The organism is Rhodococcus sp. NPDC058521, assembly GCF_042719695.1.
In the GTDB taxonomy this organism is placed as follows: Bacteria; Actinomycetota; Actinomycetes; order Mycobacteriales; family Mycobacteriaceae; genus Rhodococcus_F.
On record NZ_JBHXNL010000003.1, the window covers coordinates 174,355 to 199,243 of the forward strand.

General features: G+C 65.4%; 24 protein-coding genes and 1 pseudogene. 10 read left to right on the forward strand and 15 right to left on the reverse strand.

The features are described 5' to 3' along the window. Nucleotides 1-45: 45 nt before the first annotated feature. The 3 genes from pstS to ACFWO3_RS07210 form a co-directional block, all read right to left on the reverse strand. The gene (gene pstS / locus ACFWO3_RS07200) at nucleotides 46-1,164 is read right to left on the reverse strand and encodes a phosphate ABC transporter substrate-binding protein PstS (protein WP_378575428.1); all 1,119 of its coding nucleotides are present in this window, start codon (nucleotides 1,162-1,164) and stop codon (nucleotides 46-48) included. Nucleotides 1,165-1,339: 175 nt separating this feature from the next. Beyond that, a complete protein-coding gene (gene mshD, locus ACFWO3_RS07205; protein WP_378575431.1) occupies nucleotides 1,340-2,245 on the reverse strand; it encodes a mycothiol synthase in 906 nt (301 codons plus the stop codon). Between the two features lie 26 nt (nucleotides 2,246-2,271). Further along, complete coding sequence (locus ACFWO3_RS07210; protein ID WP_378575434.1) at nucleotides 2,272-3,006, reverse strand: winged-helix domain-containing protein; 735 nt, start codon at nucleotides 3,004-3,006, stop codon at nucleotides 2,272-2,274. 130 nt (nucleotides 3,007-3,136) lie between these two features. Between ACFWO3_RS07210 and ACFWO3_RS07215 the strand changes: the two genes are divergently transcribed. From ACFWO3_RS07215 to ACFWO3_RS07235, 5 genes are all read left to right on the forward strand, one after another. Continuing rightward, entirely contained in the window at nucleotides 3,137-3,916 is a 780-nt protein-coding gene (locus ACFWO3_RS07215) for an LmeA family phospholipid-binding protein (RefSeq protein ID WP_378575437.1), read from the forward strand. Further along, nucleotides 3,913-4,368: a thioredoxin family protein gene (locus ACFWO3_RS07220; protein WP_378575440.1), complete on the forward strand. Its 456-nt coding sequence runs from the start codon at nucleotides 3,913-3,915 to the stop codon at nucleotides 4,366-4,368. Before ACFWO3_RS07215 ends, ACFWO3_RS07220 begins: the two co-directional genes overlap by 4 nt. Nucleotides 4,369-4,591: 223 nt before the next feature. Continuing rightward, a complete protein-coding gene (locus tag ACFWO3_RS07225) occupies nucleotides 4,592-5,059 on the forward strand; it encodes a DUF4395 domain-containing protein (protein ID WP_378575443.1) in 468 nt (155 codons plus the stop codon). A 60-nt stretch (nucleotides 5,060-5,119) separates the two neighbouring features. Then, the gene (locus tag ACFWO3_RS07230) at nucleotides 5,120-5,956 is read left to right on the forward strand and encodes a sulfurtransferase (protein ID WP_378575446.1); all 837 of its coding nucleotides are present in this window, start codon (nucleotides 5,120-5,122) and stop codon (nucleotides 5,954-5,956) included. A 2-nt stretch (nucleotides 5,957-5,958) separates the two neighbouring features. Beyond that, the gene (locus ACFWO3_RS07235) at nucleotides 5,959-6,267 is read left to right on the forward strand and encodes a DUF1416 domain-containing protein (protein WP_378575449.1); all 309 of its coding nucleotides are present in this window, start codon (nucleotides 5,959-5,961) and stop codon (nucleotides 6,265-6,267) included. Between the two features lie 91 nt (nucleotides 6,268-6,358). Here ACFWO3_RS07235 and ACFWO3_RS07240 read toward each other — a convergent pair whose 3' ends face one another. Beyond that, the gene (locus tag ACFWO3_RS07240; RefSeq protein ID WP_378575452.1) at nucleotides 6,359-7,648 is read right to left on the reverse strand and encodes a cutinase family protein; all 1,290 of its coding nucleotides are present in this window, start codon (nucleotides 7,646-7,648) and stop codon (nucleotides 6,359-6,361) included. A gap of 268 nt (nucleotides 7,649-7,916) precedes the next feature. On the opposite strand from ACFWO3_RS07240, the gene ACFWO3_RS07245 reads away from it, so the two are divergent. Then, complete coding sequence (locus ACFWO3_RS07245) at nucleotides 7,917-8,561, forward strand: FABP family protein (RefSeq protein ID WP_378575909.1); 645 nt, start codon at nucleotides 7,917-7,919, stop codon at nucleotides 8,559-8,561. A 258-nt stretch (nucleotides 8,562-8,819) separates the two neighbouring features. On the opposite strand, the gene cydC is transcribed toward ACFWO3_RS07245, so the two are convergent. The 5 genes from cydC to ACFWO3_RS07270 form a co-directional block, all read right to left on the reverse strand. Continuing rightward, nucleotides 8,820-10,505, reverse strand: coding sequence for a thiol reductant ABC exporter subunit CydC (gene cydC, locus ACFWO3_RS07250; protein WP_378575455.1), 1,686 nt, complete (start codon nucleotides 10,503-10,505; stop codon nucleotides 8,820-8,822). Continuing rightward, a complete protein-coding gene (gene cydD / locus ACFWO3_RS07255) occupies nucleotides 10,489-12,183 on the reverse strand; it encodes a thiol reductant ABC exporter subunit CydD (protein WP_378575458.1) in 1,695 nt (564 codons plus the stop codon). The genes cydC and cydD overlap by 17 nt, the downstream gene beginning before the upstream one ends. Next, the gene (cydB, locus tag ACFWO3_RS07260; RefSeq protein WP_378575461.1) at nucleotides 12,180-13,217 is read right to left on the reverse strand and encodes a cytochrome d ubiquinol oxidase subunit II; all 1,038 of its coding nucleotides are present in this window, start codon (nucleotides 13,215-13,217) and stop codon (nucleotides 12,180-12,182) included. The genes cydD and cydB overlap by 4 nt, the downstream gene beginning before the upstream one ends. Before the next feature lie 9 nt (nucleotides 13,218-13,226). Next, nucleotides 13,227-14,747, reverse strand: a complete 1,521-nt coding sequence (locus ACFWO3_RS07265) for a cytochrome ubiquinol oxidase subunit I (RefSeq protein ID WP_378575465.1) — start codon at nucleotides 14,745-14,747, stop codon at nucleotides 13,227-13,229. A 135-nt stretch (nucleotides 14,748-14,882) separates the two neighbouring features. Further along, nucleotides 14,883-15,755, reverse strand: coding sequence for an aminodeoxychorismate lyase (locus ACFWO3_RS07270; protein WP_378575468.1), 873 nt, complete (start codon nucleotides 15,753-15,755; stop codon nucleotides 14,883-14,885). A 49-nt stretch (nucleotides 15,756-15,804) separates the two neighbouring features. Between ACFWO3_RS07270 and ACFWO3_RS07275 the strand changes: the two genes are divergently transcribed. The 4 genes from ACFWO3_RS07275 to ACFWO3_RS07290 all read left to right on the forward strand — a co-directional run bounded on the left by ACFWO3_RS07275 (nucleotide 15,805) and on the right by ACFWO3_RS07290 (nucleotide 18,917). Then, entirely contained in the window at nucleotides 15,805-16,926 is a 1,122-nt protein-coding gene (locus tag ACFWO3_RS07275) for a YgfZ/GcvT domain-containing protein (protein ID WP_378575471.1), read from the forward strand. Then, nucleotides 16,923-17,585 (forward strand): MOSC domain-containing protein, encoded by a 663-nt coding sequence (locus tag ACFWO3_RS07280; protein WP_378575474.1) that lies wholly within the window; start codon nucleotides 16,923-16,925, stop codon nucleotides 17,583-17,585. Before ACFWO3_RS07275 ends, ACFWO3_RS07280 begins: the two co-directional genes overlap by 4 nt. Then, the gene (locus ACFWO3_RS07285) at nucleotides 17,582-18,535 is read left to right on the forward strand and encodes an asparaginase (protein ID WP_378575477.1); all 954 of its coding nucleotides are present in this window, start codon (nucleotides 17,582-17,584) and stop codon (nucleotides 18,533-18,535) included. Before ACFWO3_RS07280 ends, ACFWO3_RS07285 begins: the two co-directional genes overlap by 4 nt. Nucleotides 18,536-18,716: 181 nt before the next feature. Beyond that, nucleotides 18,717-18,917, forward strand: a complete 201-nt coding sequence (locus tag ACFWO3_RS07290; protein ID WP_378575479.1) for a DUF3073 domain-containing protein — start codon at nucleotides 18,717-18,719, stop codon at nucleotides 18,915-18,917. 95 nt (nucleotides 18,918-19,012) lie between these two features. Here the strand turns inward: ACFWO3_RS07290 and purM are convergent, their stop codons facing one another. From purM to ACFWO3_RS07320, 6 genes and pseudogenes are all read right to left on the reverse strand, one after another. Beyond that, nucleotides 19,013-20,092, reverse strand: coding sequence for a phosphoribosylformylglycinamidine cyclo-ligase (purM, locus tag ACFWO3_RS07295; protein WP_378575482.1), 1,080 nt, complete (start codon nucleotides 20,090-20,092; stop codon nucleotides 19,013-19,015). A gap of 135 nt (nucleotides 20,093-20,227) precedes the next feature. Continuing rightward, nucleotides 20,228-21,814 (reverse strand): amidophosphoribosyltransferase, encoded by a 1,587-nt coding sequence (purF, locus tag ACFWO3_RS07300; protein ID WP_378575485.1) that lies wholly within the window; start codon nucleotides 21,812-21,814, stop codon nucleotides 20,228-20,230. Between the two features lie 114 nt (nucleotides 21,815-21,928). After that, nucleotides 21,929-22,315, reverse strand: coding sequence for a sterol carrier family protein (locus tag ACFWO3_RS07305; protein WP_378575488.1), 387 nt, complete (start codon nucleotides 22,313-22,315; stop codon nucleotides 21,929-21,931). A 24-nt stretch (nucleotides 22,316-22,339) separates the two neighbouring features. Next, the gene (locus tag ACFWO3_RS07310) at nucleotides 22,340-22,969 is read right to left on the reverse strand and encodes a CPBP family intramembrane glutamic endopeptidase (protein ID WP_378575491.1); all 630 of its coding nucleotides are present in this window, start codon (nucleotides 22,967-22,969) and stop codon (nucleotides 22,340-22,342) included. After that, a pseudogene (locus ACFWO3_RS07315) lies at nucleotides 22,966-23,118 on the reverse strand (alpha/beta-hydrolase family protein); the annotation flags it as partial. The pseudogene ACFWO3_RS07315 and the gene ACFWO3_RS07310, both read right to left, overlap by 4 nt. After that, entirely contained in the window at nucleotides 23,119-24,888 is a 1,770-nt protein-coding gene (locus ACFWO3_RS07320; RefSeq protein ID WP_378575494.1) for an alpha/beta hydrolase, read from the reverse strand. It lies immediately after the preceding pseudogene. Between the last annotated feature and the right edge of the window lies 1 nt (nucleotide 24,889).

Here is a 24,889-nt window from a genome sequence, read left to right on the forward strand (position 1 = left end):
CACGGGCGGTCCGAACAGTGGTGAATCGAAATGGGGCGAACCGAATCAGGCGATCGCGTTGATCGACTCGGTCAGCTTCTGCTTGAAGGACTCGGGCAGCGGCACGTAGCCCTGCTCGGCGAGGTTGGTCTGTCCTTCGTTCGCAGCACTGGTCAGGAAGGACTTCACAGCAGCAGAGGTGTCGGCGTCGTATCCGTTCGAGCACACCACCTCGTAAGTTGCGAGCACCAGCGGGTAGGAGCCGGCTTCGTTGGTCCCGAAGATCGAGCCGAGGTCGAGTGTCAGGTCACCGACACCCTCACCGGTGAACGCCGCACCCTCGATTGCCTTGGCGGCGGTCTCGTCGGTGAGCTCGACAGGTCCCGATCCGTTGTCGATCTGCGCCATCGACAACTCGTTCTGCTTGGCGTAGGAAGACTCGACGTAGGTGATCGATCCGGGGGCACCGGCCACGGCCTGTGCGACACCTGCGGATCCCTTGGCGCCCTCACCGATACCGCCGGTGAAGTCGGAGCCCGCGCCCGAAGTCCACGCACCGCTCGACGAAGCCTCGAGGTACTGCTGGAAGTTGTCCGTGGTGCCGGAGGAGTCCGAACGCACGATCGCGGTGATGTCCTGGTCCGGCAGTTCGACGCCTTCGTTCAGTGCAGCGATGGCCGGGTCGTTCCACTTCTTGATGGTGCCGTTGAAGATCTTTGCGCTGGTCTCACCGTTCAGCACCAGGTTGTCGACGCCGTCGAGGTTGTAGGCGAGAGCGACGGGGCCGAAGACGAGGGGCAGGTTCCATGCCTCGCCGCCGACGCAACGCGCCTTGGCCTGCTCGGCCTGCTCCTCCTCGATTGCGGAGTCCGACCCCGCGAAGTCGATCTGGCCGGCGATGAACTGCGTGCGGCCGTCACCCGAGCCGCTGGGGTTGTAGGCGACGTTGACCGTCTTGCCCCGTTCCTGGCAGACCGCGATGTAAGTGGACACGAACTCGTCCATGGCGTTCTTCTGGGCGGACGATCCCGCGGCGGAGAGGTTCTCCTTGCCTTCGCAGGTCGCGTTGGAGGACGACGTGTCGACTCCGCTGGCCGCGGTGTTGTCGTCGCTACCGCATGCCGCCAACGTCATGGCACCGAGAGCCACTGCGCCGAACAGGGCTCCACTGCGCTTGAGATTCACCTGGTTTCCTCCGGAAATCGCTACCGTCACGCCCTCGATCGGACGGCGACATGAGGCGCGGATCGTTGAACCCTGCACCAGGCAGCGCGGCGCTGCCCACGGAGAAACCTAAAGGCGGCGCATGTCCGGCTACCCCATGTTCGGTGAACGGAGAGTGAACAGGCCGGGCGAAATGTCAGTTTTCGGGGTACGAGTAGGCGAGGTCGACGTGGAAGCGTTCGAACCCGAGTCGCTCGTAGGTGTGCAGTGCCGCGGAATTGTCACCTTCTACGTACAACATCACTGCGCTGAGCTGCAGTTTCCTCAGGTGGTGCAGACCCGCGAGAGTCAGCACGCGGCCGAGTCCGCGCCCTTGAGCCTCAGGTGAGATTCCCACCACATACACCTCGCCGATCGCTTCCGAGCCGACCTCGGCGGGATGCACCTTGGTCCAGTGAAAGCCGAGAATTGTCTGCGGCTCGTCGTCTGCGAAGGCGAGGAACAGGCCTGCCGGGTCGAACCATGCCTCACCGCGACTCTGCTCGAAATCCGCGGCCGACATGGCACCTTGCTCGGGGTGCCAGGAGAAGGCGGCGGCGTTCACGCGCAGAATCTCGGCATCGTCGCCCGGACCCTCGTAGGTTCGAAGCGAAATCCCCTCCGGAACAGTCACTTCGGGAAGGTCAGGGGCGGTGAGGGGCCTCCGCAGTTGAAGCAGTTCCCGCGCACCGACGAGGCCCAGCTTGCGGGCCACCGATTGAGCCGCGGGAAGATCTCCGTGCGCCCAGACCTGGGCACCCTTCCCGCCCTGCGCGAGCGCATCCGACACCAGGTCGGTGCCGATTCCTCGGCCACGACTCTCGGGGGCAACCACCACCTCGGACATGTCCGGATGATCGCCGTGACCGAGACGCTTCTGCGCGTAACCGGCGACATTACCGGCGGCGTCGAGGTCCACGCGGTGCACGACACCGGTGGTCGCGGTGAGACCGCGGACGGCATCCTCCGAAACCGGAGCCGTGCCGTCCGCTGCGGTGGCCGAACTCACCAACTCCCGAATCCGAACGATTCGGTCCTCGTCGACACTGTCCGTCCACGCCACGTCGAACCGCCTGACTCTCGATCTACCTACACGTCCACCGACGAGAGATCGTCTTGACCCTCGCCCGCCGTTTGCGCCGACCCGGCTTTACTGCGCGTCGGCCGCACCGCTTTGTATCCGACGTTACGGACCGTACCGATCAGCGACTCGTGTTCACTTCCGAGTTTCGCACGCAGACGACGCACGTGAACGTCGACGGTCCTGGTGCCACCGAAGAAGTCGTATCCCCACACTTCCTGGAGCAGCTGTGCCCTGGTGAAGACCCGCCCGGCATGCTGCGCCAGGTACTTGAGCAACTCGAATTCCTTGTAAGTGAGGTCGAGTGGACGCCCACGGAGCCGCGCCGTGTACGTGCCTTCGTCGATCACCAGTTCACCGAGCGTGATCTTTCCCGAAGCCTCCGGGCTCACCGCACCGCCGCTGCGCGCCACCAGCAGACGCAGTCGAGCATCCACCTCCGCCGGGCCGGTGCCCGGTAGCAGGATGTCGTCGAGGCCCCAGTCCGCATTGACCGCGACCAGGCCACCTTCGGTGAGCACCGCCACCACGGGCACGGCGGAACCGGTACTGCCCAGCAGCCGGCAGAGTCCACGGGCGGCAGCAAGATCGGTACGGGCATCCACCAGCGCCACGTCGGCGGAACCCGCTTCGAGGAGGGAGGACACCTCTGTCGGCGCCGGTCGCACCGTATGCGGCAACAGCGAGAGCGCAGGTAGAACCGCTTCCGTGTTCGGATCGGACGTCAGAAGCAGCAGCTCCACACTGCCTCCCATCTGGCTTGCCAACACGCATTGGTCTGCAACAGACTAGCGTGCCACCACCGGTCACCTGTGCATCCCGACCCGCACGGTCGCCCGCGGTCAGCCCTCGCACTTCCGTCACAATGGTCCCGTGCGCAAACTCATCATCGGAATCCTCCTCGTCGTCGGCCTGGCCGTGGTTGTCGACTTCGGCTCTGCGGCGTACGCCGAATACCGGCTCTCGCGGGAGATGCGTGAGGGTGGCCAACTCGATGCGGACCCGGCAGTCACCATCCACGGGTTCCCGTTCCTCACCCAGGCCTGGGGGGGCAAGTACGACAACATCGAGTTCCGGGCCCAGGGAGTCGAGAGCGACCTCGTCGGCGAGGTCACCATCGAAGCAGACCTCGAAGGCGCACACGCACCGGCCTCCGAGGTCATCGACGGAACGGTCCAGGCCGTCCCCGTCGACAAGCTGTCCGGGCGCATGATGATCGACGCCACCGTTCTCGGCCAGTTCCTCGGCATCCCCGACCTGCAGGTATCCGCTCCCCCGGCCGACAAGTCGGACGGGACGGGCGGCTCCGGCGGCTCCGGCATGCCGACCGCCGGCGGCGTTGTCCTCACCGGCACGGTCCCCATCGGACCGATCGATACCGAGGTGAGCGTGCAGGCCGACCTCGTCCTCGACGGTTCCCGCGTGCAGATCGTCGCAAGCGACTTCTACTTCGGCCCCGAAGGCAACGCCGACTTCACGATCCCACCGGATCTCGCCCCGAGCGTGCTGGGTCTGTTCACCCGCACCATCGAAACCACCGAGATTCCGTTCGGCATCATCCCGACCCAGGTCTACGCCGAAGGTTCGCAGATCGTCATCGAAGGTGTCGGCGAGAACGTCGTCGTCGACCTGCAGGAACTACGGAAGTCATGACTGCGATCGTGCTGCTCGTCGTCGTGATCGGAGCAGCGGTCGCCGTCGGAATCGTCGTGCGCGCCCGTGAGGGCAAGGTCCGGGCGATCGAGGAGTCCGCGTCGCCGTCCGACGCTCGGATCGCACTCCTGGAATCCGCTGGGGTGCGCACCGGCAACGCAGTACTCCTGCACTTCTCCGCAGATTGGTGCGGACCGTGCGCTGCCGTGCGCAGGGTGGCCGGCCAGGTCGTGTCGCGTTTGTCCGACACCGCGATCCCGCCTGTCGAGGTGGAACTCGACATCGACGAGTATCCCGCTCTCGCCCGAGAACTCGGCGTGATGTCGTTGCCGACCACGTTCGTTCTCGACCACAATCGTGCAGAGCGTTTCCGGGTGTCCGGGGTCCCGACAGCCACCGACCTCGAGGATGCGCTCACACCGTTGACGTGGGGTCCGGATTCCGAATCCTGAAGAACCAGGTAAACTCGTCGCCGTGCACACCAGCCACGAGCTTCTGCTCACCCGTCGCCGCGCAGTGGATCTGTGCCGCCTCGGGGCTTGTTGCTGTATCTACTGCTGATCACCGGCCGCCGTATCCGGCGTTCTGCTCAGGTGATCGACCGCCGCTCGGCGATGCCGTTCGCCTCGGTCCAGACAGTCAGCTATCAGTAACCTCAGCGCAGGAGTACGTGAAATGTCCACACCACAACCCACGAATCAGGTCGATGTCCGTGGCCCCCGATTCGCGGCCTGGGTGACCACCGCTGTCCTCGTGATCACCCTCCTCGTTTCCACATTCTCGCTGGTCGCAGCCGGAATATTGCTGGCTGCTCAGGCCGTCGTGTTCGCACTCGGGGCCACGCTGGGCCCTCGGCGCAGCCCGTACGGCAGCATCTACGCCAAGTTGGTCGCGCCGCGTGTGGGACCGGCATCCGAGAACGAGCCGACCGCACCGCTGAAGTTCGCCCAGCTCGTGGGCTTCTTCTTCGCGGTGATCGGCGCAATCGGCTTCCTTTTCGGAGCCGGGCTCCTCGGCGCAGTCGCCACCGGGTTCGCCCTGTTCGCAGCACTACTCAACGCGGCATTCGGCATCTGTCTCGGCTGCCGTGTGTACCCGCTCGTCGCCAGGTTCAGGAAGATCCCCGACCAGGCGGCGGCGTAATACCGATCCACCGTCAATCTCCGCTCGCACAACACAGCAAGCAACATCGAAAGGAACACCATGGCTCGCTCCGACGTCCTAGTCTCCGCCGACTGGGCTGAGCAGAACCTCAACGCACCCAAGACGGTCTTCGTCGAGGTCGACGAGGACACCAGCGCATACGACGGCGGTCACATCGAGGGTGCAATTCGCCTCGACTGGCGCAAGGACCTGCAGGACGGAGTCCGTCGTGACTTCCTGAACCAGCAGCAGTTCTCCGACCTGCTCTCCGCCAAGGGTGTCGCCAACGACGACACCGTCGTCCTCTACGGCGGCAACAACAACTGGTTCGCGGCCTACGCCTACTGGTACTTCAAGCTCTACGGCCACAAGGACGTCAAGCTCATCGACGGTGGCCGCAAGAAGTGGGAGCTCGACGGACGCCCGCTGTCCAAGGACACCGTCACCCGTGAGTCCACGCAGTACAAGGCCGAAGCTCCCGACGTCTCCATCCGCGCCTTCCGCGACGAGGTCATCGACGCCATCGGCAACAAGAACCTCGTGGACGTGCGTTCGCCCGACGAGTTCTCCGGCAAGATCCTCGCGCCCGCCCACCTCCCGCAGGAGCAGGCACAGCAGCGCGGCCACGTTCCCGGCGCCATCAACATCCCGTGGAGCACCACCGCCAACGAGGACGGCACCTTCAAGTCCGACGAGGACCTCGAGAAGCTGTACGCCGAGAAGGGCTTCGACGACTCGAAGGAGACCATCGCGTACTGCCGCATCGGTGAGCGTTCGAGCCACACCTGGTTCGTTCTGCAGGAGATCCTCGGCAAGTCCAACGTCAAGAACTACGACGGCAGCTGGGTCGAGTACGGCTCGCTCGTCGGCGCCCCGATCGAACTGGAGGTCAACTGATCATGTGTGGAGCACCCGTTCAGACCCAGACCCTGCCTGCAGGAGTCGACGTAGAGAAGGAAACGGTCATCACGGGCCGCGTCCTCGCTGCTGACGGTCAGCCCATCGGTGGGGCGTTCGTCCGTCTCCTCGACGGCTCGGACGAGTTCACGGCCGAGGTCGTGGCGTCCGGCACCGGCGACTTCCGCTTCTTCGCCGCTCCCGGCGATTGGAAGATTCGCGCACTGTCGAGCTCCGGCAACGGCACCGCCACGGTGAAGCCGACGGGCGCCGGCGTGCACAACGTCGACGTCACGGTCGGCCAGGAGTAGCGGGCTACGCCCCTGTGAGCGGTTGACGAGTCTCTGGACTCGCTAACCACTCACAGGGGTGTTTTGTGTACGGAAGCCTTTCAGGGGAACCTCAGGCGGTGGGGAGTTGCACGTCTTCCTGCTCCACCAGCGAGACGATCCAGTCGACGATCTTCTCGCTCTCCCAGTACCAGGGGTCGTTCGGGTTGATGTTCCAGTACGCCATGTGCTGGATGAACCCCAGGAAGATGTACGGCTTCGTGACGAGTTCGAAGATGCCGCGGTTGTCCTCCAGGAATCCGGGCCCCTCCGCCTTCAGCTTCTCCTTCACGATGTCCGAGCCGGGCCCCATCGCCCAATCCAGCATCGCGGCCTTCTGCTCGGGCGTGTACTGGGTGTCGACGTCCGGCCCGTCGGGATCGTAGGTCTTGTCCGCGACCTTGCGCAGAACGTCGAGGAACGTCTCGTCGGATCCGAACCAGTCGTCGTGCGCAACGATGTGGACGATGGCGCGGGTGGCCATGTCGGAGACGACGTTGCGGAAGTCCGCGACCGTCTGTCCCGGGTCGACGAGCGTGAAGTGCATCTGGCCGAGGACGCCGAGGGCCAGTTCGACAACGGCGATCTCCTCCGGCGCATCACACGCGATGTCGTAGGGCCGGCAGGCGTAGCTGATCTTGTCGGCAAGCTTGCCGTAGTCGGCGGGCTCGGAAGACATGAATCCACCACCCGACGGCCCGGGTTCACCCATGGACGGCGTGCCTGCCGGACGGTAGGGGTCACCGACCAGAGCGACCCCCAAGATGTCGTCTGCGGTCACCTTCGCGGAGGAGTCTCGGCCGCCGATCTCCCGGGCGACGCGCTCGGTCACTTCGCCGCCGACGCTGTAACCCAAGAGAACGAAGTCCGTGGCGTCGCCGCACTGGTTCTTCTTGTCGTCCAGGATCTTGTTCATCGACGCGACGCCGGCTGCCACCGAGTTCTGGTATGTCGGCACAGGTTCGAGGAAACCGACACCGTAAGTGGAGGGGTAGGGGACGTAAGCCCACCCGACCGTGCCCGGATCGTCCGCGAAACGCTCACCGGTCGGCACGGTTACGTTGCCGACCCAGTTCGACCACGCTTTGCGGTCGGATTCGTCGAGCGGCGGGTTGTCGACTTCGGAGTCGGTGGCCCCGGAGATCGCCACGACCATGACGTCGGGGCAGCCGGCACCGTAGTTGTCGGGATGGACGGCTCCGGTCTCGGATGAACCCGAGACGGATCCCGAGTCGGCGGAGCCCGACGCCGATCCGGTGTCGGGTGCCTGCGCGTGGGCGAGCCCCGGCAGGGTCAGGACCACAGCTCCCACTGCGACCACCCCCCTCGCCGCACGCGCAAAGTTGGTACGAGAGAACAGCATGAAACCTCCGCCGGAGAGAGATGTGGCAATACAAAGCAAGATACAGATGAGAACGGTACAAGCGAAGGTACGAAAACAGACCCGTTTCGCCGATGCGAAGACCACGGTTTAAGATGGGTTTCGTGGTCATTTTCTTCGAGGTTCTCCTAGGTCTCGCAACGCTGCTGATCCTGTGGTTCTCGGTGTACGTCCTGTACCGACTGGTCACCGACGAATCGTGAGCAACCCGTCCGACAAAGGTGCTGATCGCACAGACGATCGACCCGAAATCCGACGTGGCAGCGGCGATGCCGCTGTTGCCGACGCGGTCGAGCGTTCCAAGTCGACTGCGGGCCGCAACATCCCTCAGCTCCCTGATCTACCTCTTCCCGAGGACACGGCGAACCTTCGCCTCGGCCCGGATCTGAACCAGGAACTTCTCGCTGTCCTACCGCTCGTCGGTGTGTGGCGCGGTGAGGGCGAAGGTCACGACCCCGAGTCCGGGGACGATTACCGATTCGGTCAGCAGATTGTGGTTTCCCACAACGGTGGTCCGTACCTCACTTGGGAATCACAGAGTTGGGTCATCGATGCGGACGGTGAGTACGTTCGCCCCGATCTTCGTGAGTCCGGATTCTGGCGGATGAGCGGCGACAGCATCCCCGGAAGCGTCGACGAAGAAGTCGTGGAGCTGCTTCTCACGCACAGCTCCGGCGTCGTGGAGTTGTACTACGGCAAGGCGCTCACGCAGTCCTCGTGGGAGCTCGCAACCGATGTCGTCATCCGCTCCACCTCCGGAGCGTTGATGGGCGGCGCCAAGCGTCTCTACGGGATCGTCGAGGGCGGCGACCTCGCGTACGTCGAAGAACGCATCGTGGCCGATGGAGACCTGAAGCCTCGTCTGTCTGCTCGCTTGTCGCGCTACATCGGCTGACTCCCGGCTTCCCCGTCGTTCCCTACGGCCCTTATCGCACGCAAACGGCCCCCGAGTCCTCCGGTGTGTGACACCGGGTCCGGTCTGGACAAGACCGGGGGACTCGAGGGCCGGGTAGCTGCCTGGGATTCGCCAGCCGCTCGCGCGGTCAGTGAATTCCGTCAGCGGTAGCGGCTAGCTGGCAGCCACCTCACGTGTCCGTATGTTCTTCAACTTCAGACCACCTCCTTCCTCGTGTACCCAAAAGGTACGCCGCACTCACGAAGTCGGCAACGGATTATTTCTCTCAGCGGATTCCAGGCGTATTACCTGGTCAGCCTCGGTTGTGCCCGGAAGTTGATGGGTAACGACCACAACGGTGCGGTCTGCGGCCAGCAGTCCACCCGCACGGTCCAGTAGCCCACGAAGCATCGATTCACCGGCCGCCGAGTCCATGTGCTCGGTTGGTTCGTCCAGCAACAGAACGCGTGCCGGTGACAGCAACGCACGAGCGAGAAGCAATCGCCTGCGCTGCCCACCGGATACGGCGCGAGTTCCACCCTCGAGGTACGTGTGAACACCCTCGGGCAACGATTCGAGCCACTCCCCCGCACCCACCGCAATCAGAGCGGCTTCCGCCTCGCCCTCCATCACGTCGCCACGCACCACACGGAGGTTCTCGAGGACCGAAGTCTCGAAGAGGTGGGCGTCCTCCGCGAAGAATCCGATACCGCGTGGGACGTCTTCCGGCCGCAGCGCGAGGAGGTCGGTGCCACCTGCGGTGACGTGTCCAGAGGTCGGCGGAAGGAGTCCTGCGAGTGTCATCAGCAACGTGGTCTTGCCTGCACCGCTACTGCCCACCACAGCCACTCGTCGTCCAGGGGGCAGATCGAGGTCGACCTCCTCGGTCACCTTGCCCCCGGGCCAACCGCATCGGAGTCCGTGCGCGCGCACCGCCCCGGACCCGTCCCACGCGTTCGTGCCCTCGGGAACGTGGGTCTCGGCAGCGTCCAGGACGGAGAGAATGCGGCGCGAAGCGATTCGGGCACGGCTCAGCGCGATTGCCGCCTCGGACAGTGCGCCCGTCGCCTCGAAGGCCGACAGCGGCGTCAGCACCAGAATCCCCAGCGCCATCGGACTCATGGTTCCAGGTGCGTAGAGCTCCAGACCGATCAGGAGCGACGCGATGACACTGACGCCGATCGCGAGCGGTGTGGCCGCCGATGCGAAGGCGTGGCGGGGTGCCGCACGGTCCAGGTCTCGCACCGCATCGGCTTCCGCCTTCCGAGCGCGTTCGGTCGCCGTGTCCAGGTGACCTGCCACCCGAAGCTCGGCGGCGCAGTCGAGCGCGGTCACGGACGCCTCACTGAAGAGCGCTCGCGCCCTTGCACTCTCGTCCTCGGCGAGCCGCGCTGCGCGTGCCGACAATGCGGGTGCCACGACACCCGACACCACGAGTGCCGCCGCGAGTATCAGCGCTGCCGGCAACGAGACCACCGCGAGTACGCCCACCGCGGCGACGGACAGTACGGCGGCAACGGCCATCGGGATCACTGCCCGAACGACCACGTCGCCGAGAGCGTCCACGTCCGCACCGGTTCGGGCGAGCAGATCTCCCCGTCGCAGACCGGAAGACGCGGCTGGATCACCGTCCGCCAGCAGGCGATAGATGCGTGTGCGCGCGGAAGTGGTTCCGCGAAGGGCCGTGTCGTGGGTGGACAGCCGTTCGAGGTATCGGAACACACCACGTGAGATGCCCAGTGCGCGAACCGCGACCACGGCCACGGTGAGGTCGAGAACCGGCGGCATCTGCCATGCCCGGGTGATGAGCCAGGCCGACAGCACCGCAAGTGCGAGAGCACTGCCGAGCGTGGCCACGCCGGCGGCAACCGATGAGACGACGCGCCGTGGTCGCAGTTCCAGCAGGCGCATCGCCCTGACCAACGGGTCATTCCTCACGTGCATGCACCTCCACCACGGTGTCGGCAACCGCGAGAACACTCGGACGGTGTGCTACGACCACCACGAGATGCCCCCGGTCGGCAAGTGCGCGAATAGAGTTCAGCACCGTCGCTTCGGTCGCGTCGTCGAGGTGAGCGGTGGGCTCGTCGAGCAGCACGACCGGACGTGACGTGGCGAGAACACGCGTCAGCGCAAGACGTTGCCGCTGGCCGAGGGACATGCCGGCCCCACCGACGCCGACGACAGTGTCCACACCGTCAGGAAGCTCGGCGAGCACACTGTCGAATCCGGTTGCGGAGGAGGCTTGTTCGAGATGGTGCACTTCGCCGGTCAGGTGCAAATTCTCTTCGACCGTCCCGGCCAGCAGTACCGGATGCTGTGGCAGCCAAGCGATTCGCGCCCACCATTCGTCCCGCTCGAGGTTCTCCAGTGGTACCCCGTCGATCGTGACAGCGCCCCGGTCGGGTGCGGAGAGCGCAAGAACGACGTGCAGCGCTGTGGTCTTTCCCGAGCCGTTCGGTCCGGTGAGAGCTGTGATGCGGCCGGCCTCGAAGACTACGCCCAGCTCGTCCGGTGCAGAGCCGCTGCGCGAGCGGACCCCGACACCGATCAGCTCGATCCGTCTCGGGTGCGCGGGAACGCTACCTCGTCCGTCGGTGCGGAGATCCTCGGCGGAATCGATCACCGCGAACGCGCGATCGGCCGCCTCCAATCCGTCTTCTGCCGCATGGAATCTGGTGCCGACCATGCGCAGCGGCAGGTACACCTCCGGGGCCAGGACCAGTGCCACGATCCCGGCTTCCAGCGCCATCTCACCGAACACGAGACGCAACCCGATACTGACCGCAATGAGCGCAACACTCAGGGTCGCCAGCAGTTCGAGCACCATCGACGACAAGAAGGCGATCTTCAGTGCGGACATGGTGCTGCGCCTGTGCGCGTCGCCCAGCTCTCGGATACGAGCAGCCGGGCCCTGCTCGCGCCCCAGGGCTCGCAACGTCGGTAGTCCCGCCAGCAAATCGAGAAGCTGGGACGACAGGGCCGTCATCGCTTCGAGCGTGCGGCGTGATTTCCCCCTGGTGAGCAGCCCTATGAGAACCATGAAGATCGGGATGAGTGGCAGCGTGACGACCGCGATCAATGCCGATGTCGTGTCCTGCACCCAGATCACCGCAAGGGTCGCGGGCGTGAGCGTTCCGACCAGAATCAGCGCGGGTAGATAACCGGTGAGATACGGGATCAGGCCGTCGATCCCACGGGTGAGAACCGTCGCGATCTCGTCACGACGGGGATCGAGCTCGCGCGGTGGCAAACGAGTCGCGGTGACCAGAACTTCGTTCTTGAGCTCCGCAACGACCCGATGAGCCGCCCGGTCGGCGAACCTGGTGGTGGCCCAGGACAACACGACCCGTGCGCCGACAGCGGCCGCAAGGATCGTCAACTCGGCGCTCCACTCACCCCACGAGGTGTCGCCAGCCGTGATCGCTCCCGCCAGCACCCGGCCGAGCATGAGCGCGGTGACGATCACCATGACCACGTCGAGCGTCGACAGCACGACCGTCGAGATCAGGTATCCACGCGCCGATACCGAGTACCGCCACAACCGGGGGTCGATCGGCGCCCGCGAACGTGCCTGCGAGTCGGTGGCCTTCGCAGCCGTGTCCGCACCGACAGGTGTCATTTGCGGCCGAGCTTCAGCCCGATGGACGGCGGAATCTGGTCCGCCGAGATTCGTTGCCTGAACACCCAGTACGTCCAACCCTGGTAGATCATCACGATCGGGGTGAGGAAGGCTGCCGCCCACGTCATCACCTTCAGCGTGTACGGACTCGAAGATGCGTTGTCGATCGTCAGGCTGTATGCGGCGTCGAGCGTGGAGGGCATGACGTTCGGAAACAGCGACGCGAACAGCAGGACGCTCGTCGCCGCAACGGCCAGAGTGCTGAGGGTGAACGCCCATCCCTCACGTTGCGCGCGGGTCAGTGCGACGACACCGAGCAGGGCAGCACCGGCGATCGCAACGAGAATCCACGTCCAGCCCTTGCCGTGTGCGAGTTGCGTCCACAGGACGAATCCGCCGACGACGGGGACAGCCGGAACTGCCAACTGCGCAGCGAGTTTCACCGCGTCGGCCCGCACCTCCCGACCGGTCTTGAGAGCGAGGAAGACCGCACCGTGCAGACCGAAGACCAGCGCGGTACTCAACCCACCCAACAGTGCGTACGGATTCAGCAGATCGAAGAATCCGGACACGACGTGCTTGTCCGCGTCGATGTCCACGCCCCGGAGAATATTGGCGAACGCCACTCCCCACAGCACCGCCGGCACCCATGACCCGAAGATGATTCCCCAGTCACAGCGCCGGCGCCACGTGTCGTCGTCGATCTTTCCGCGGTACTCGATCGCGCAGACGCGGACGATGAGTGCAACCAGGATCAGCAACAACGGTAGATAGAAGCCGGAGAACAGCGTCGCGTACCACTCCGGAAACGCCGCGAACAGCGCACCGCCTGCGGTGATGAGCCACACCTCGTTGCCGTCCCACACCGGGCCGATGGTGTTGAGTACGACCCGTCGCCTGGTCTCCCCCTTCGAGTCCTTTCGCCGGCCGAGGGCGGGCATCAGCATGCCGACGCCGAAGTCGAAACCCTCGAGCACGAAGTAGCCGGTGAACAGCACCGCGATCAGGACGAACCACACTTCTTGAAGTCCCATGACCGTCTCCTAGTACGCGAACGAGAGTTGTTTGGGCTTGTCCGGATCGTCGGGCTCGTCGTCATCGTCGCCCGGTGGATGGGCGTCGTGCTCGAGTGGTCCCTCGATCGTGTAGCGGCGGATGAGCCCGAACCACACCACTCCGAGTCCGGCGTAGACGAGTGTGAAGGTGATCAGCGAGACCCAGACCGTCGCGGCGGAATGGTTGGAGACACCCTGATCCACGGTCAACCGGATGAGGTCGATTCCCGTGGGATTCGGGTGCACGACCCAGGGCTGGCGACCCATCTCGGTGAAGATCCAACCCGCACTGTTCGCGAGGAACGGGGTGGGGATGGCGGCGATGCTCAGCCATCCGAACCACCTCTGGTCCGGAACGCGGCCACGACGTGTCACCCAGAGACCGGCGAGTGCCAGCGCCGCCGAGCCGCCCGCGAGGCCGATCATCGCACGGAACGACCAATAGGTGACGAAGAGGTTCGGTCGATAGTTCCCCGGTCCGAACTGTTCTTCGTACTGCACCTGAAGGTCTTCGACACCCTGCAGGTGCACGCCGGTGAACTTGCCCTCGGCGAGGTAGGAGAGCACGAAGGGGACCTCGAGAACGTGCGTTACGCCGTCGCAGTTGTTGTGGGTGCCGACGGTGAGAATCGAGAAGTGCGGATCGGTTTCGGAGTGACACAGCGACTCTGCGGAAGCCATCTTCATCGGCTGCTGCTCGAACATGAGCTTGCCCTGGACGTCACCGGTGAACACCAGTCCGATACCGGACACCACCATCACCAGCATCGCGAAGCGCGCTGCGGGCCTGAACATGGTGCGGGCTTCGTCGCGCATCTTCTCGGCGGCGGGGTCCGTGTCGTCTGCAGGCGCTGTGATTTCGACCGCGCGGGCACAGCGCATGTTGCGCACCATCCACCAGCCGGCGATGCCGGCGACGAACGTGCCTGCGGTCAGGAACGCACCCGCGACTGCGTGCGGGAAGGCGGCGAGCGCGGTGTTGTTGGTGAGAAGCTCCCAGATGCTGGTCAGTTCGGCGCGTCCCGTATCGGGATCGAACCGAGCGCCCACCGGGTGCTGCATGAACGAATTGGCGGCGATGATGAAGAACGCGGAGGCGTTGACCCCGATCGCCACAAGCCAGATGGTGGCGAGGTGGACCACCTTGGGCAGGCGTCCCCACCCGAATATCCACAGGCCGAGGAATGTCGACTCGAGGAAGAAGGCGACGAGGCCTTCGAGAGCGAGCGGAGCACCGAACACGTCACCGACGAACCGGGAGTATTCGCTCCAGTTCATGCCGAACTGGAATTCCTGCACGATGCCGGTCGCGACACCGAGTGCGAAGTTGATGAGGAAGAGCTTGCCGAAGAACTTGGTGAGTCGATACCAGTGGTCCTTGCCGGTCACCACCCACATCGTCTGCATTACGGCGATCATCGGCGCGAGACCGATGGTCAGTGGAACGAGAATGAAGTGGTAGACGGTGGTGATCCCGAACTGCCACCGGGAGACGTCCAAGGCATCCATGACTACTCCGACACTCGGCCCGTAGGACAGGCTTCGGATTCGGAGCGTGGGCTTGCGCTCGAATCCTGTTTCACAAGGTACTGCGGAGCGTGAACCACCCGCAGCGCTTTGTTACTACAAACCGTAGTAGAGGTGTCAAGCCTCGCCGGAACCGAGCCCGGCAGTCTCGATGGCGAGGTCGACCAAATCGGCGAACTCCTCCGCCAAAGGGGATTCCGGCAACTCGACCCCGTCGAGCGTGTGCACTCGTGCCGCCTTCGTCACACTCGACACCAGCCAAACACCTTCGGAGACAATGAGATCCGCAGTCCGAAGCGAGGCGTACTCGCAATGAAACCCTCTGTCCTGCGCCACCGAGAACAGCGCGCGCTGCGTCGTTCCCGGCAAGATTCCCTGCTCGTGCGGAGGTGTGATCAACGTCCGCCCACGCGCGACCACAACAGACGAACGTGGCCCTTCCAACACATTGCCCTCACTACTGACGAAGATCACATCGTCGGCCCCGAACCCCTCTGCATAGCGCAGAGCAGCCATGTTCGTGGCATACGACAGCGTCTTGGCACCCAGCAACTGCCAGGGCGCATTCGCCGAGAAGTCGACCGAGAACCCGCGGTCCAGCGTCAGTACGGACACTCCGTCCCTGCGCGCCTTCGACACCGCATCGGACACGGGCCCGACCATCACGAACGCAGTCGGTTCCCCGCCGCTCTCACGCCCACGGGTGTAGACGAGCCGCATCACACCCTCGACGTCCGAGCCCCACTGCTCTGCCGCGAGGTCGATCGAGAACCGCCAATCGTCGAGATCCGGTTGTGGCAAACCGAGCGCCGACGCCGACGAGCACAACCGACTCAGGTGCGGCTCGACCTTGCACGCTCGGCCGCCGTGCACCAACAGTGTCTCGAAGACGCCGTCACCACGGACCACCGCGAGATCGTCTGCATACAGCAGCTGCGAATCGGCGTCCCGTATCTCGTGGTCCAGTGTCACCAGCACTCGATCGGCCATACAACGCAGCCTATCGGCACACCTTCCCCACGATCCCTAGACTGGGTGTGTGGTTGTCGACGATTCCGTAACTACCAGTGCCCTGTTGTCCGTACCCGGCGCAGTACCGCCGCCGGAAGGTTCCCCCGACACCGGTGTCCCGTGGCACCACGGCGACCCACTCGGCGAACAGCGCTCCGCCGAGCGGGGAGCAATCGTCGTGGACAGGTCGCATCGATTCGTCATCGCGATCGGTGGCGCCGAACGACTCACCTGGCTGCACACCATCTCCAGTCAGCACGTGGCCGAGCTCGGCGATGCGAGAAGTGCCGAGAACCTCAGTCTCGACGTCAACGGCCGGGTCGAACACCATTTCGTGCAGACCGACCTCGACGAGGTCACGTGGATCGACACCGAGGCCGAGCAGGGCCCAGACCTGCTGAACTTCCTGAAGAAGATGGTGTTCTGGGCGAAAGCCGAGCCACGGGACGGCAACGAACTCGCCGTCCTGAGCGTCCTCGGGCCGAACGCCTCGGACGTTCTCACGGCAGCCGGTGTCGAGGCCCCCACCGACGTCTACGCCGCGGCCCCGCTTCCCGAGGGAGGCTTCGTGCGCCGCATGCCCGGGCCGACGGCACTCGCCTACGACCTGCTGGTTCCGCGCGATCACCTCACCGACTGGTGGAACAAGCTGACCGGCGCGGGCAGCGCACCTGCCGGTACGTGGGCGTACGAGGCGTTGCGAGTCGCCGCCCTCCGCCCACGACTCGGCCTCGATACCGACGAACGGACCATCCCCCACGAGGTTCGCTGGATCGGCGGACCACAGGAACAGGGTGCCGTGCATCTGGAGAAGGGCTGCTACCGCGGCCAGGAAACGGTGGCGCGGGTACACAACCTCGGAAAGCCGCCGCGCCGCCTGGTGCTCCTGCACCTGGACGGAAGTGCCGATACCCACCCCGAAGTCGGTGATTCCGTCACGGCCGGCGGTCGAGCGGTAGGCCGCGTGGGCACCGTCGTGGATCATCACGAACTCGGCCCCATCGCGCTTGCTCTGGTCAAACGCGCAGTGCCTGCCGACACCGAGCTTCTCGCCGGTACGGTCGCCGCCTCGATCGACGCCGAGACCGACGAATCGGACGATCACGTGCAGGCGGGGCGCGCTGCGGTGGAGAAGTTGCGCGGCCGATGACCCAGTCACCCGGAGTCGTCGAAGCAGTCTGCGTCCTGCACACCGAGCGCAACAGCGGAACCCGGCGGGTTTCCCGCACGGCGATCGACAAGCGACCGGTCGACGGTCCGGTCCGCCTCGACTCCGCGGGTTTGGCGGGCGACTACGTGTGCGACACCGAAAATCACGGCGGACCGTTCAAGGCCGTGTATGCCTACGACGCGGCCGAGGCGGGTCGCTGGGAGCAGGAACTGGGCCGGGTCCTGCCCTTCGGTTGGTTCGGCGAGAACCTGCGCATCGCTGGTATTCCCGTCACCGATGCGGTGATCGGCGAGCGGTGGCGGATCGGTGCGGACACCGAACTCGAAGTGACCGGTCCTCGAACGCCCTGCGGCACCTTCGGGATGTGGGCGAAGGAACCACGTTGGGTGAAGCGCTTCTCCGACCGCGGAGACACCGGCGCGTACCTGAGCGTGGTGACCACGGGTTCGATCCGTGCCGGAGACGAGGTCACCCGCGTGTTCGTTCCGGACCACGGAGTCACCGTGCGCGATCTGTTCACCGGCCGTGATCCGGCCAGGCTCGCAGGTCTCCTGGAGCAGCAGAACAATCTGTCACCGTCGGTTGCGGAGAAAGCCAGGAAACGCCTGGCCGGTCTGGAAGTGCGGGTCACCTATTGAGCGTCGAACTTGTCGAAGTCGTCCGGTCCGGAGTCCGCGAATGCGTCCATCGCGGTTCGGTGGTCGTCTCGCGTGTGGATGGCGAACCCACGCTGACGCTCGGCGAGACGCACACGCCGATCTATCCGAGGTCTGCCAACAAGCCGCTACAGGCGGTCGCCCTGCTGCGTAACGGATTCGTTCCGCAAAGCACCGAAGAGCTGGCCATCGCCACGGCTTCGCACTCCGGCGAGTCCGACCACATCGAGCTGGTCGAACGCATCCTCGGCCGGTACGGGCTCACCGCCGACCTTCTGCGGTGCCCAGCCGAACTTCCCCTCGACGAGCTCGCCCGAGCCGAACTTCTCGCGGCCGGCGAGCTGCCGCAACCCATCTACATGGGCTGCTCGGGTAAGCACGCAGCGATGCTGGCGACCTGTGTCGTCAACGACTGGCCGCTCGACAGTTACCTGGAACCGAGTCATCCCCTCCAGAAGGCCGTCGTCGCGACTTTCGCCGCGATCAGTGGTGAAGCCGACCCCGAGTTGGGCATCGACGGATGCGGTCTACCCATCGTCCCCCTGTCCCTCACCCACCTGGCTCGGCTGTACTCGACGCTCGTCACGGCCGAGCCGGATTCTCCCGAACGAGCGGTGGCGGATTCCGCCCGAGAACACCCGCACCTCCTGTCGGGTACCGGTCGAAGCGAGGCACGACTCATGCCGACCGTTCCCGGGCTCTTCTGCAAGTCGGGTGCGGACGGCATCTACGCCGGTGCCTTACCGGACGGGTCGGCGTTCGCCGTGAAGATCGAGGACGGGCACGAGCGTGCCCTCCTTCCCGTGGCCGCCGCCCTCGCTCATCACATGGGAGCGGTCTGGACAGAGGATCTCGCGGCGCTCGCATCGCTCCCGGTGCTCGGTGGCGGAGTCCGCGTCGGGACGATCCGTGCGATTCCCGGCATCTTCTGACTGCTTCGCTCCGCATCTGTCCAGCTCGCGGACCCTGTGAGACAAAACAGACACAACCGCAGAGGCATGATGGAAGCGGAAGCGAGTTTTCCACGCTAGAGTGTGTGGCAGGAAACTTACACACTCAAACGGGGCCGCCAAATTCCCCAGGCCGCCCCGCGAAAGCGCGAGGGGGTCAGCCATGGGCCGCGGCCGGGCTAAGGCAAAGCAGACCAAGGTTGCACGCGAGCTGAAGTACAGCGTACCGACCACTGACTTCGACAGCCTGCAACGAGAGCTCGCAGGTGGGTCGTCCAGCTCGCATCGGAGCGGTCCCCTTGCGGATCCGCTATCCGACAGGGACGGCTATGCCCGAGAGGATGATGACGACGACTGGCGGTGAGCCGCAGTTCGGCTGAGTGCTGAGCAACGCAACAAGTGAGGGGGAGCCGTTTCCGGCTCCCCCTCACTTCTGCATTCAGTTCGGAACGGTCGAACTCAGAACCGTGGGTGGTCCCCGGTCAGCAAGGCGCGCTCCGCAGTTGGATCCTGAGCCTTCTTGACACTGCCCAGGGTCCAGCATTCGAGGTGCCGGGCGGTCAGTACCGCGAGGGCCCGATCGACGTCCTCCGGAGCGACGATGGCAACCATGCCGACGCCCATGTTGAACGTCTGTTCCATCTCGACCCGCTCCACGCGACCGCGCTGCGCGATCATCGCGAAGATGGGCGCGGGGCTCCAGGTACCGCGGTCGAGCTCGGCGACGAGACCCTTGGGCATGACGCGGGCCAGGTTGTTCGCGAGGCCGCCGCCGGTGACGTGACAGAACGTGCGCACGTCCGTCTCGGCTGCGAGGGCCAGGCAGTCCTTGGCGTAGATCTTGGTCGGCTCGAGCATCTCTTCACCCAGCGTGCGACCGAACTCGTCGACGTGCGCGGTGAGGCTCATCCGGTCGATGTCGAGGAGAACCTTGCGAGCGAGCGAGTAGCCGTTGGAGTGCAATCCGGAAGAGCCCATTCCGATGACGACGTCACCGGGACGCACACGGTCGGGGCCGAGAACCTGGTCGGCCTCCACGACACCGATGCCGGTTGCCGACAGGTCGTAGTCGCCGTCCGCCATCACTCCGGGGTGCTCTGCGGTCTCGCCACCCAGCAACGCGCAGCCTGCCTGGATACAGCCTTCTGCAATGCCACCGACCAGCTCCGCGACCCGCTCCGGGACAACCCGCCCGACGGCGATGTAGTCCTGCAGGAAGAGCGGCTCCGCACCGCACACCACGAGGTCGTCCACGACCATTGCCACCAGGTCGAGTCCGACCGTGTCGTGCTTGTCGAGGGCCTGCGCCACCGCGAGCTTGGTGCCCACACCATCCGTGGACGCGGCGAGCAGCGGCTCCTTGTAGTCACCCTTGAGCGAGAACAGGCCGGCGAATCCGCCGAGACCACCCATGACCTCGGGTCGACTGGCCTTCTTCGCCAGCGGTGCGAAGAGTTCCACTGCCCGATCGCCGGCGGCGATGTCCACTCCTGCAGCAGCGTAGGAAGCGCCCGGGCGACTTGTCGGATCCTCGGTCATGCGGTTGTTACTCCAGCCTCGTGATTACTCGTCGTGGGAAAAATCGTGACGCGAATCGGCCACCCGATTGCGCTCTTACGGTACCGGAGGGGCTCGCGCCCGTGCGGTGTCCGTCGAACTCCGTACTGCGAAAAGCTAGGGGCGACTCAAGGCATCGGCGTTGTCGTTCACTCGGGTCGCGGACGCACCTGCGGTGCTGTCGAGCAACCCTTCGAGAACGTTCTTGCCCATCGCGGTCTCGGTCGGCAACGCGATCGGGTATTCACCGTCGAAGCACGCCGCGCACAGGCGACTCGAAGGCTGCTCCGTCGCGGCGACCATGCCGTCGATGGAGATGTAACCGAGCGTGTCCGCGCCGACCGAGCGGCGAACACCTTCGAGCATCTCGTCGAAGCTGGTCGGGCCACCCGTGGTGCTGCCTGCGCCGTTGGCGATGAGCTCGGCCGGGGACGCGAAGTCGATCCCGTAGAAGCACGGCCACTTGACTGGGGGCGAGGCGATGCGGACGTGAATCTCGAGCGCGCCCGCTTCCCGGAGCATCCGAATCAGTGCGCGCTGAGTGTTGCCGCGGACGATCGAGTCGTCGACGACCACGAGCCGCTTTCCGCGGATGACTTCCTTCAACGGATTGAGCTTGAGCCGGATGCCCAGCTGACGAATGGTCTGCGACGGCTGGATGAAGGTGCGGCCGACATAGGCGTTCTTCATCAGACCCTGGCCGTAAGGGATGCCGGAGCCCTGCGCATAACCCACTGCGGCCGGAGTGCCCGATTCCGGAACCGGAATGACCAGGTCCCCCTCGGCGGGGTGTTCGCGGGCGAGGCGGCGGCCGATCTCCACACGGGTGGAATGCACCGATCGACCGGCGATGACACTGTCCGGGCGTGCGAGGTAGACGTACTCGAACACGCAGCCCTTGGGCTCGGGGTTCGCGAACCTGGACGAGCGAACTCCGTCCGCATCGATCGCAAGCAGTTCGCCCGGCTCGATGTCACGAACGAACGAAGCACCGACGATGTCGAGTGCCGCCGTCTCGCTGGCGACCACCCAGCCACGATCGAGTCGACCGAGGCACAGTGGCCGGACGCCATGCGGGTCACGCGCCGCGTACAGGGTGTTCTCGTCCATGAAGGTCAGGCAGAAGGCGCCGCGCACGGTCGGCAGCAGCTTCATCGCGGCCTGCTCGATGGTGGAGTCGGTCGCGGCATCCGCGAGGAGGGCGCCCATGACGTCGGAATCGGAGGTGGCGCCGCCCGGGCGCCGCCCGTCCACGAGTCCAGCGGCACGTGCCCGTTCGGCCAGCTCGGCGGTGTTCACGAGGTTGCCGTTGTGCCCGAGGGCCAGACCGCTGCCCGCAGCAGTGGTCCGGAAGATCGGCTGCGCGTTCTCCCAGGTGGTGGACCCGGTCGTGGAGTATCGACAATGGCCGACTGCCACGTGTCCCGGCATGGCCGCGAGCGTCTGCTCGTCGAACACCTGACTGACCAGGCCCAGATCCTTGAAGACGAGCACCTGGGATCCGTCTGCGACGGCGATCCCGGCCGCCTCCTGGCCACGGTGCTGTAGCGCATACAGGCCGTAGTACGTGAGCTTCGCCACGTCCTCCCCCGGCGCCCATACACCGAACACCCCGCACTCTTCGCGGGGCTCGTTCTCGTCCTCGTCGGACGGAGTCGAAGTGAGGAGATTAGGACTGTTGACCGACAGGTCGGCTCGAGTCACCGGGCGCTCCCTTTAGTGGCTGGGCTGGGGGGGCATGCATCAGTCTACGGGCTGCGGCGCCCTTCCCGTACCAAGGGTGCCGAACCGACGCCTCGGCGAACGGCACGAAGGAGATCACAGTGGGAGCAGAGGCAACCAGTGCGCGATGTCCGAAGCCCTGCTTCCCGAGGCTGCGATGCGTCCGTCTCCAACCGCAGCATCGAACTCGAGCAGTCCGGTGACGATCGACAGCCACGTCCGCGGATCGGTCTCGACGACGTTGGGTGGCGTGCCTCGGGTGTGCCTCGGGCCCTCGATGCACTGCACGGCGACGAACGGGGGCACCCGCACCTCGACGCTCGATCCGGGGGCTACCTGTTCCAGAGTTCGCGCACTCAGGCGCACCGCTGCCGCCAGACGATCCCGCGGTGGACGAGGTTGCTCGTCGTTGCGCAACCAGTCCGCGACATCGTGAATCGCCGCGCGGAACTCCGCGGGGTCTGCAGCGCGACGTGGAGGCATACGTCCAATCTACTGCTTGCCCGGTCAGGAGAGCTCCGGCCTGGTCAGGAGTACTCCGCCTATGTTGACGGTCAAGTGGAGCAGTGCCGGTGCCACCACACTGCCGCTCCGCGCTCGGAGTGCCTCGAACAACACCCCCGATGCGGCGGTGAATGCCACGGTGGCGAGCACGTTGTCGCCCGCTGCCCTTGCCGGATACACGTGCCACAAACCGAAGGCTCCCGCATGGATCGCGATCGCCTGCCTCGGCGACCATGCCGACCGCAGCGCCGCGGCCAGCACGCTCCGGAACATCAACTCCTCGGCCAGCACGGTTCCGACTGGAATGTGCAGCAGCACCCACTCGTCGAAATCCTCACGGGGTGCGCCGTCACGCACCCGCGCACGCACTCCCGAGATCGCGGCCGCCAGCAGCATTGCCGCGGCCGGCACCGACGAGGCGAGGATCCCGACACGGAAGCCCTCCGGAATCCGGCCCGTCGAGATCCCGAGCTCCTCCGAGCGACAGCGGGTCGCGGCAACCGCAGTGAGCGCGACGCCCACTGCGCCGCCCGCGAGGGCACGGTGTCGCGCCGACAACCACACGCGCGGCAACACCGCGTTGTTCCAGCCCACCAGCGCGGCAGCCAGCACGAGCGAGCCGGCACGCCTCACTTCTCCGGCCCCTCCGTGTCGCGCAACGCTTCGAGCTCGTCGCGCACCCGCTCGGTGTCGGCGGGCGTCCAGCCTTCCGGCTGCGCCACAGTTACCCACGCATCGAGCACCAGTGTCCCGTAATTGTGTCCATGTCCGTCCGGAACGCCTCACTTCTCCGGCCCCTCCGTGTCGCGCAACGCTTCGAGCTCGTCGCGCACCCGCTCGGTGTCGGCGGGCGTCCAGCCTGCCGGCTGCGCCACAGTTACCCACGCATCGAGCACCAGTGTCCCGTAATTGTGTCCATGTCCGTCCGGAACGCCGGCGGCATTGGTGAGATCGGCCGAGACCTGCCAGAAAGTCACGAACGGGAACCACTTCATCGAGGCCGTCCGGTCGAACCCCGGGGGCTCCTTCAACCAATCCGGTCGGGTGAACAACAGGTCAGGAGACCACCACACCACCGGGTCCGAAGGGTGCTGCACGTACAGGATCCGTGGCGGCAACCACTCCCCCGACGTCTCGTGGACGTCTCCGGGGTCGTCCACGAAACGGACGGTCAGACCACTTGCGTACTCCGGGTCCACCTCGGGCGTACCCGGGTCACGTCGCGCAACGAGCTGACTCCACAGCCGGTTCGAGTTCGGAGGGCCGACCCACAGCACCCCGTCGACGGTGTCGCGAATGTCGGCGACGGTGTCGAAAGCGCCCTCACCCGCCTGAGTGCCGAGACTCTCTCCGTAGACGAGAAGCTTGGGCCTGGTTGCTTCCGGCTCCTGCAACCACCTGTCGTGAATCCGGTGGACGAGCTCCCTGCCTGCAGCCTGGGCCTTTTCGCGGTCGGCGAGGAAGGAGATCCAGCTGGGCAGGAAGGAGTACTGACTGGCAACCAGGGCACTGTCACCGTTGTGCACGAGTTCGATGGCCTGCGCCGCAGTCGGATTGACCCAGCCCGTACCGGTGGTGGGAACGACAACGAGGACACTGCGCGTGAACGCCCCCGTGCGCTCGAGCTCGTCGATCACCACATCCATCCGGGAGTCGGAATCCTCTGCCGTGTCGAGGCCGGCGTAGACGCGGATCGGTTCCTTCGCAGGGCGGCCGTTGACTTCCGACAGCTCCTGCGCATCCAATCCCCGTGAAACGAAGTTTCGACCCTCGAATCCCAATGAATCCCAAGGTGCCTCGGACTGCGGGCTTCCCGACTTCTCGGGTACGGTCGGCTGCTCGGCACCGTCTCTCGTCGTGGCGTTCTGCAGGCTGAAGATCTGATTGGTACCCGCATACAGGCCGCGCACGAGGACCCCGTCCACGAGGAGAACAGCTGCAACCACCACCACGGTGACAGCAATCGTCGTCGCCTTCGGTATCGACAGCCGAAGACGCCGGATCAAACGACCCGCGATCCAGCGCACGATCTCGCGCATGCCGCGCCACGTCAGCACGATCGCGGCCCCCACGAGCAAGCTGAGCCCACCCGTACGTATGTATCCGGAGGTGGTTGTGCCTTCCGCATCCATCAGCGTGGCGATCTGACGCTGCCATCCCGCCGAATACACAAGCACGACAACGGACACCGACACCGAAGTCACGACCGTGAAGACCCGCACTCCGGTGCTCCACGGTTCGGGTAGCGGCCACCAACGGCGTCCGTTCAGGAACCACCGGTGCGCGGCCTTGCTCAACAGAACACCGACGGCGTAACCGATCGCGGCGTTGATTCCGCCGATCAGGCCTTGGAACAGCCAGTCACGCGGGAGCAGCGACGGGGTGAGCGACCAGCAGAAGAACAGTGCAGCGACGGCAATTCCAGTGAAGTCGAGGCGCAGGCGATCCCACACCCTGTCGAGCACCGGGCCGTGCAGCCGCGCCGGGTCGGCAATCCTCGGGAAGACCCGAGGATTGACGTCACGTTTCCGCAGTAGACCCGGCGCAGCCACG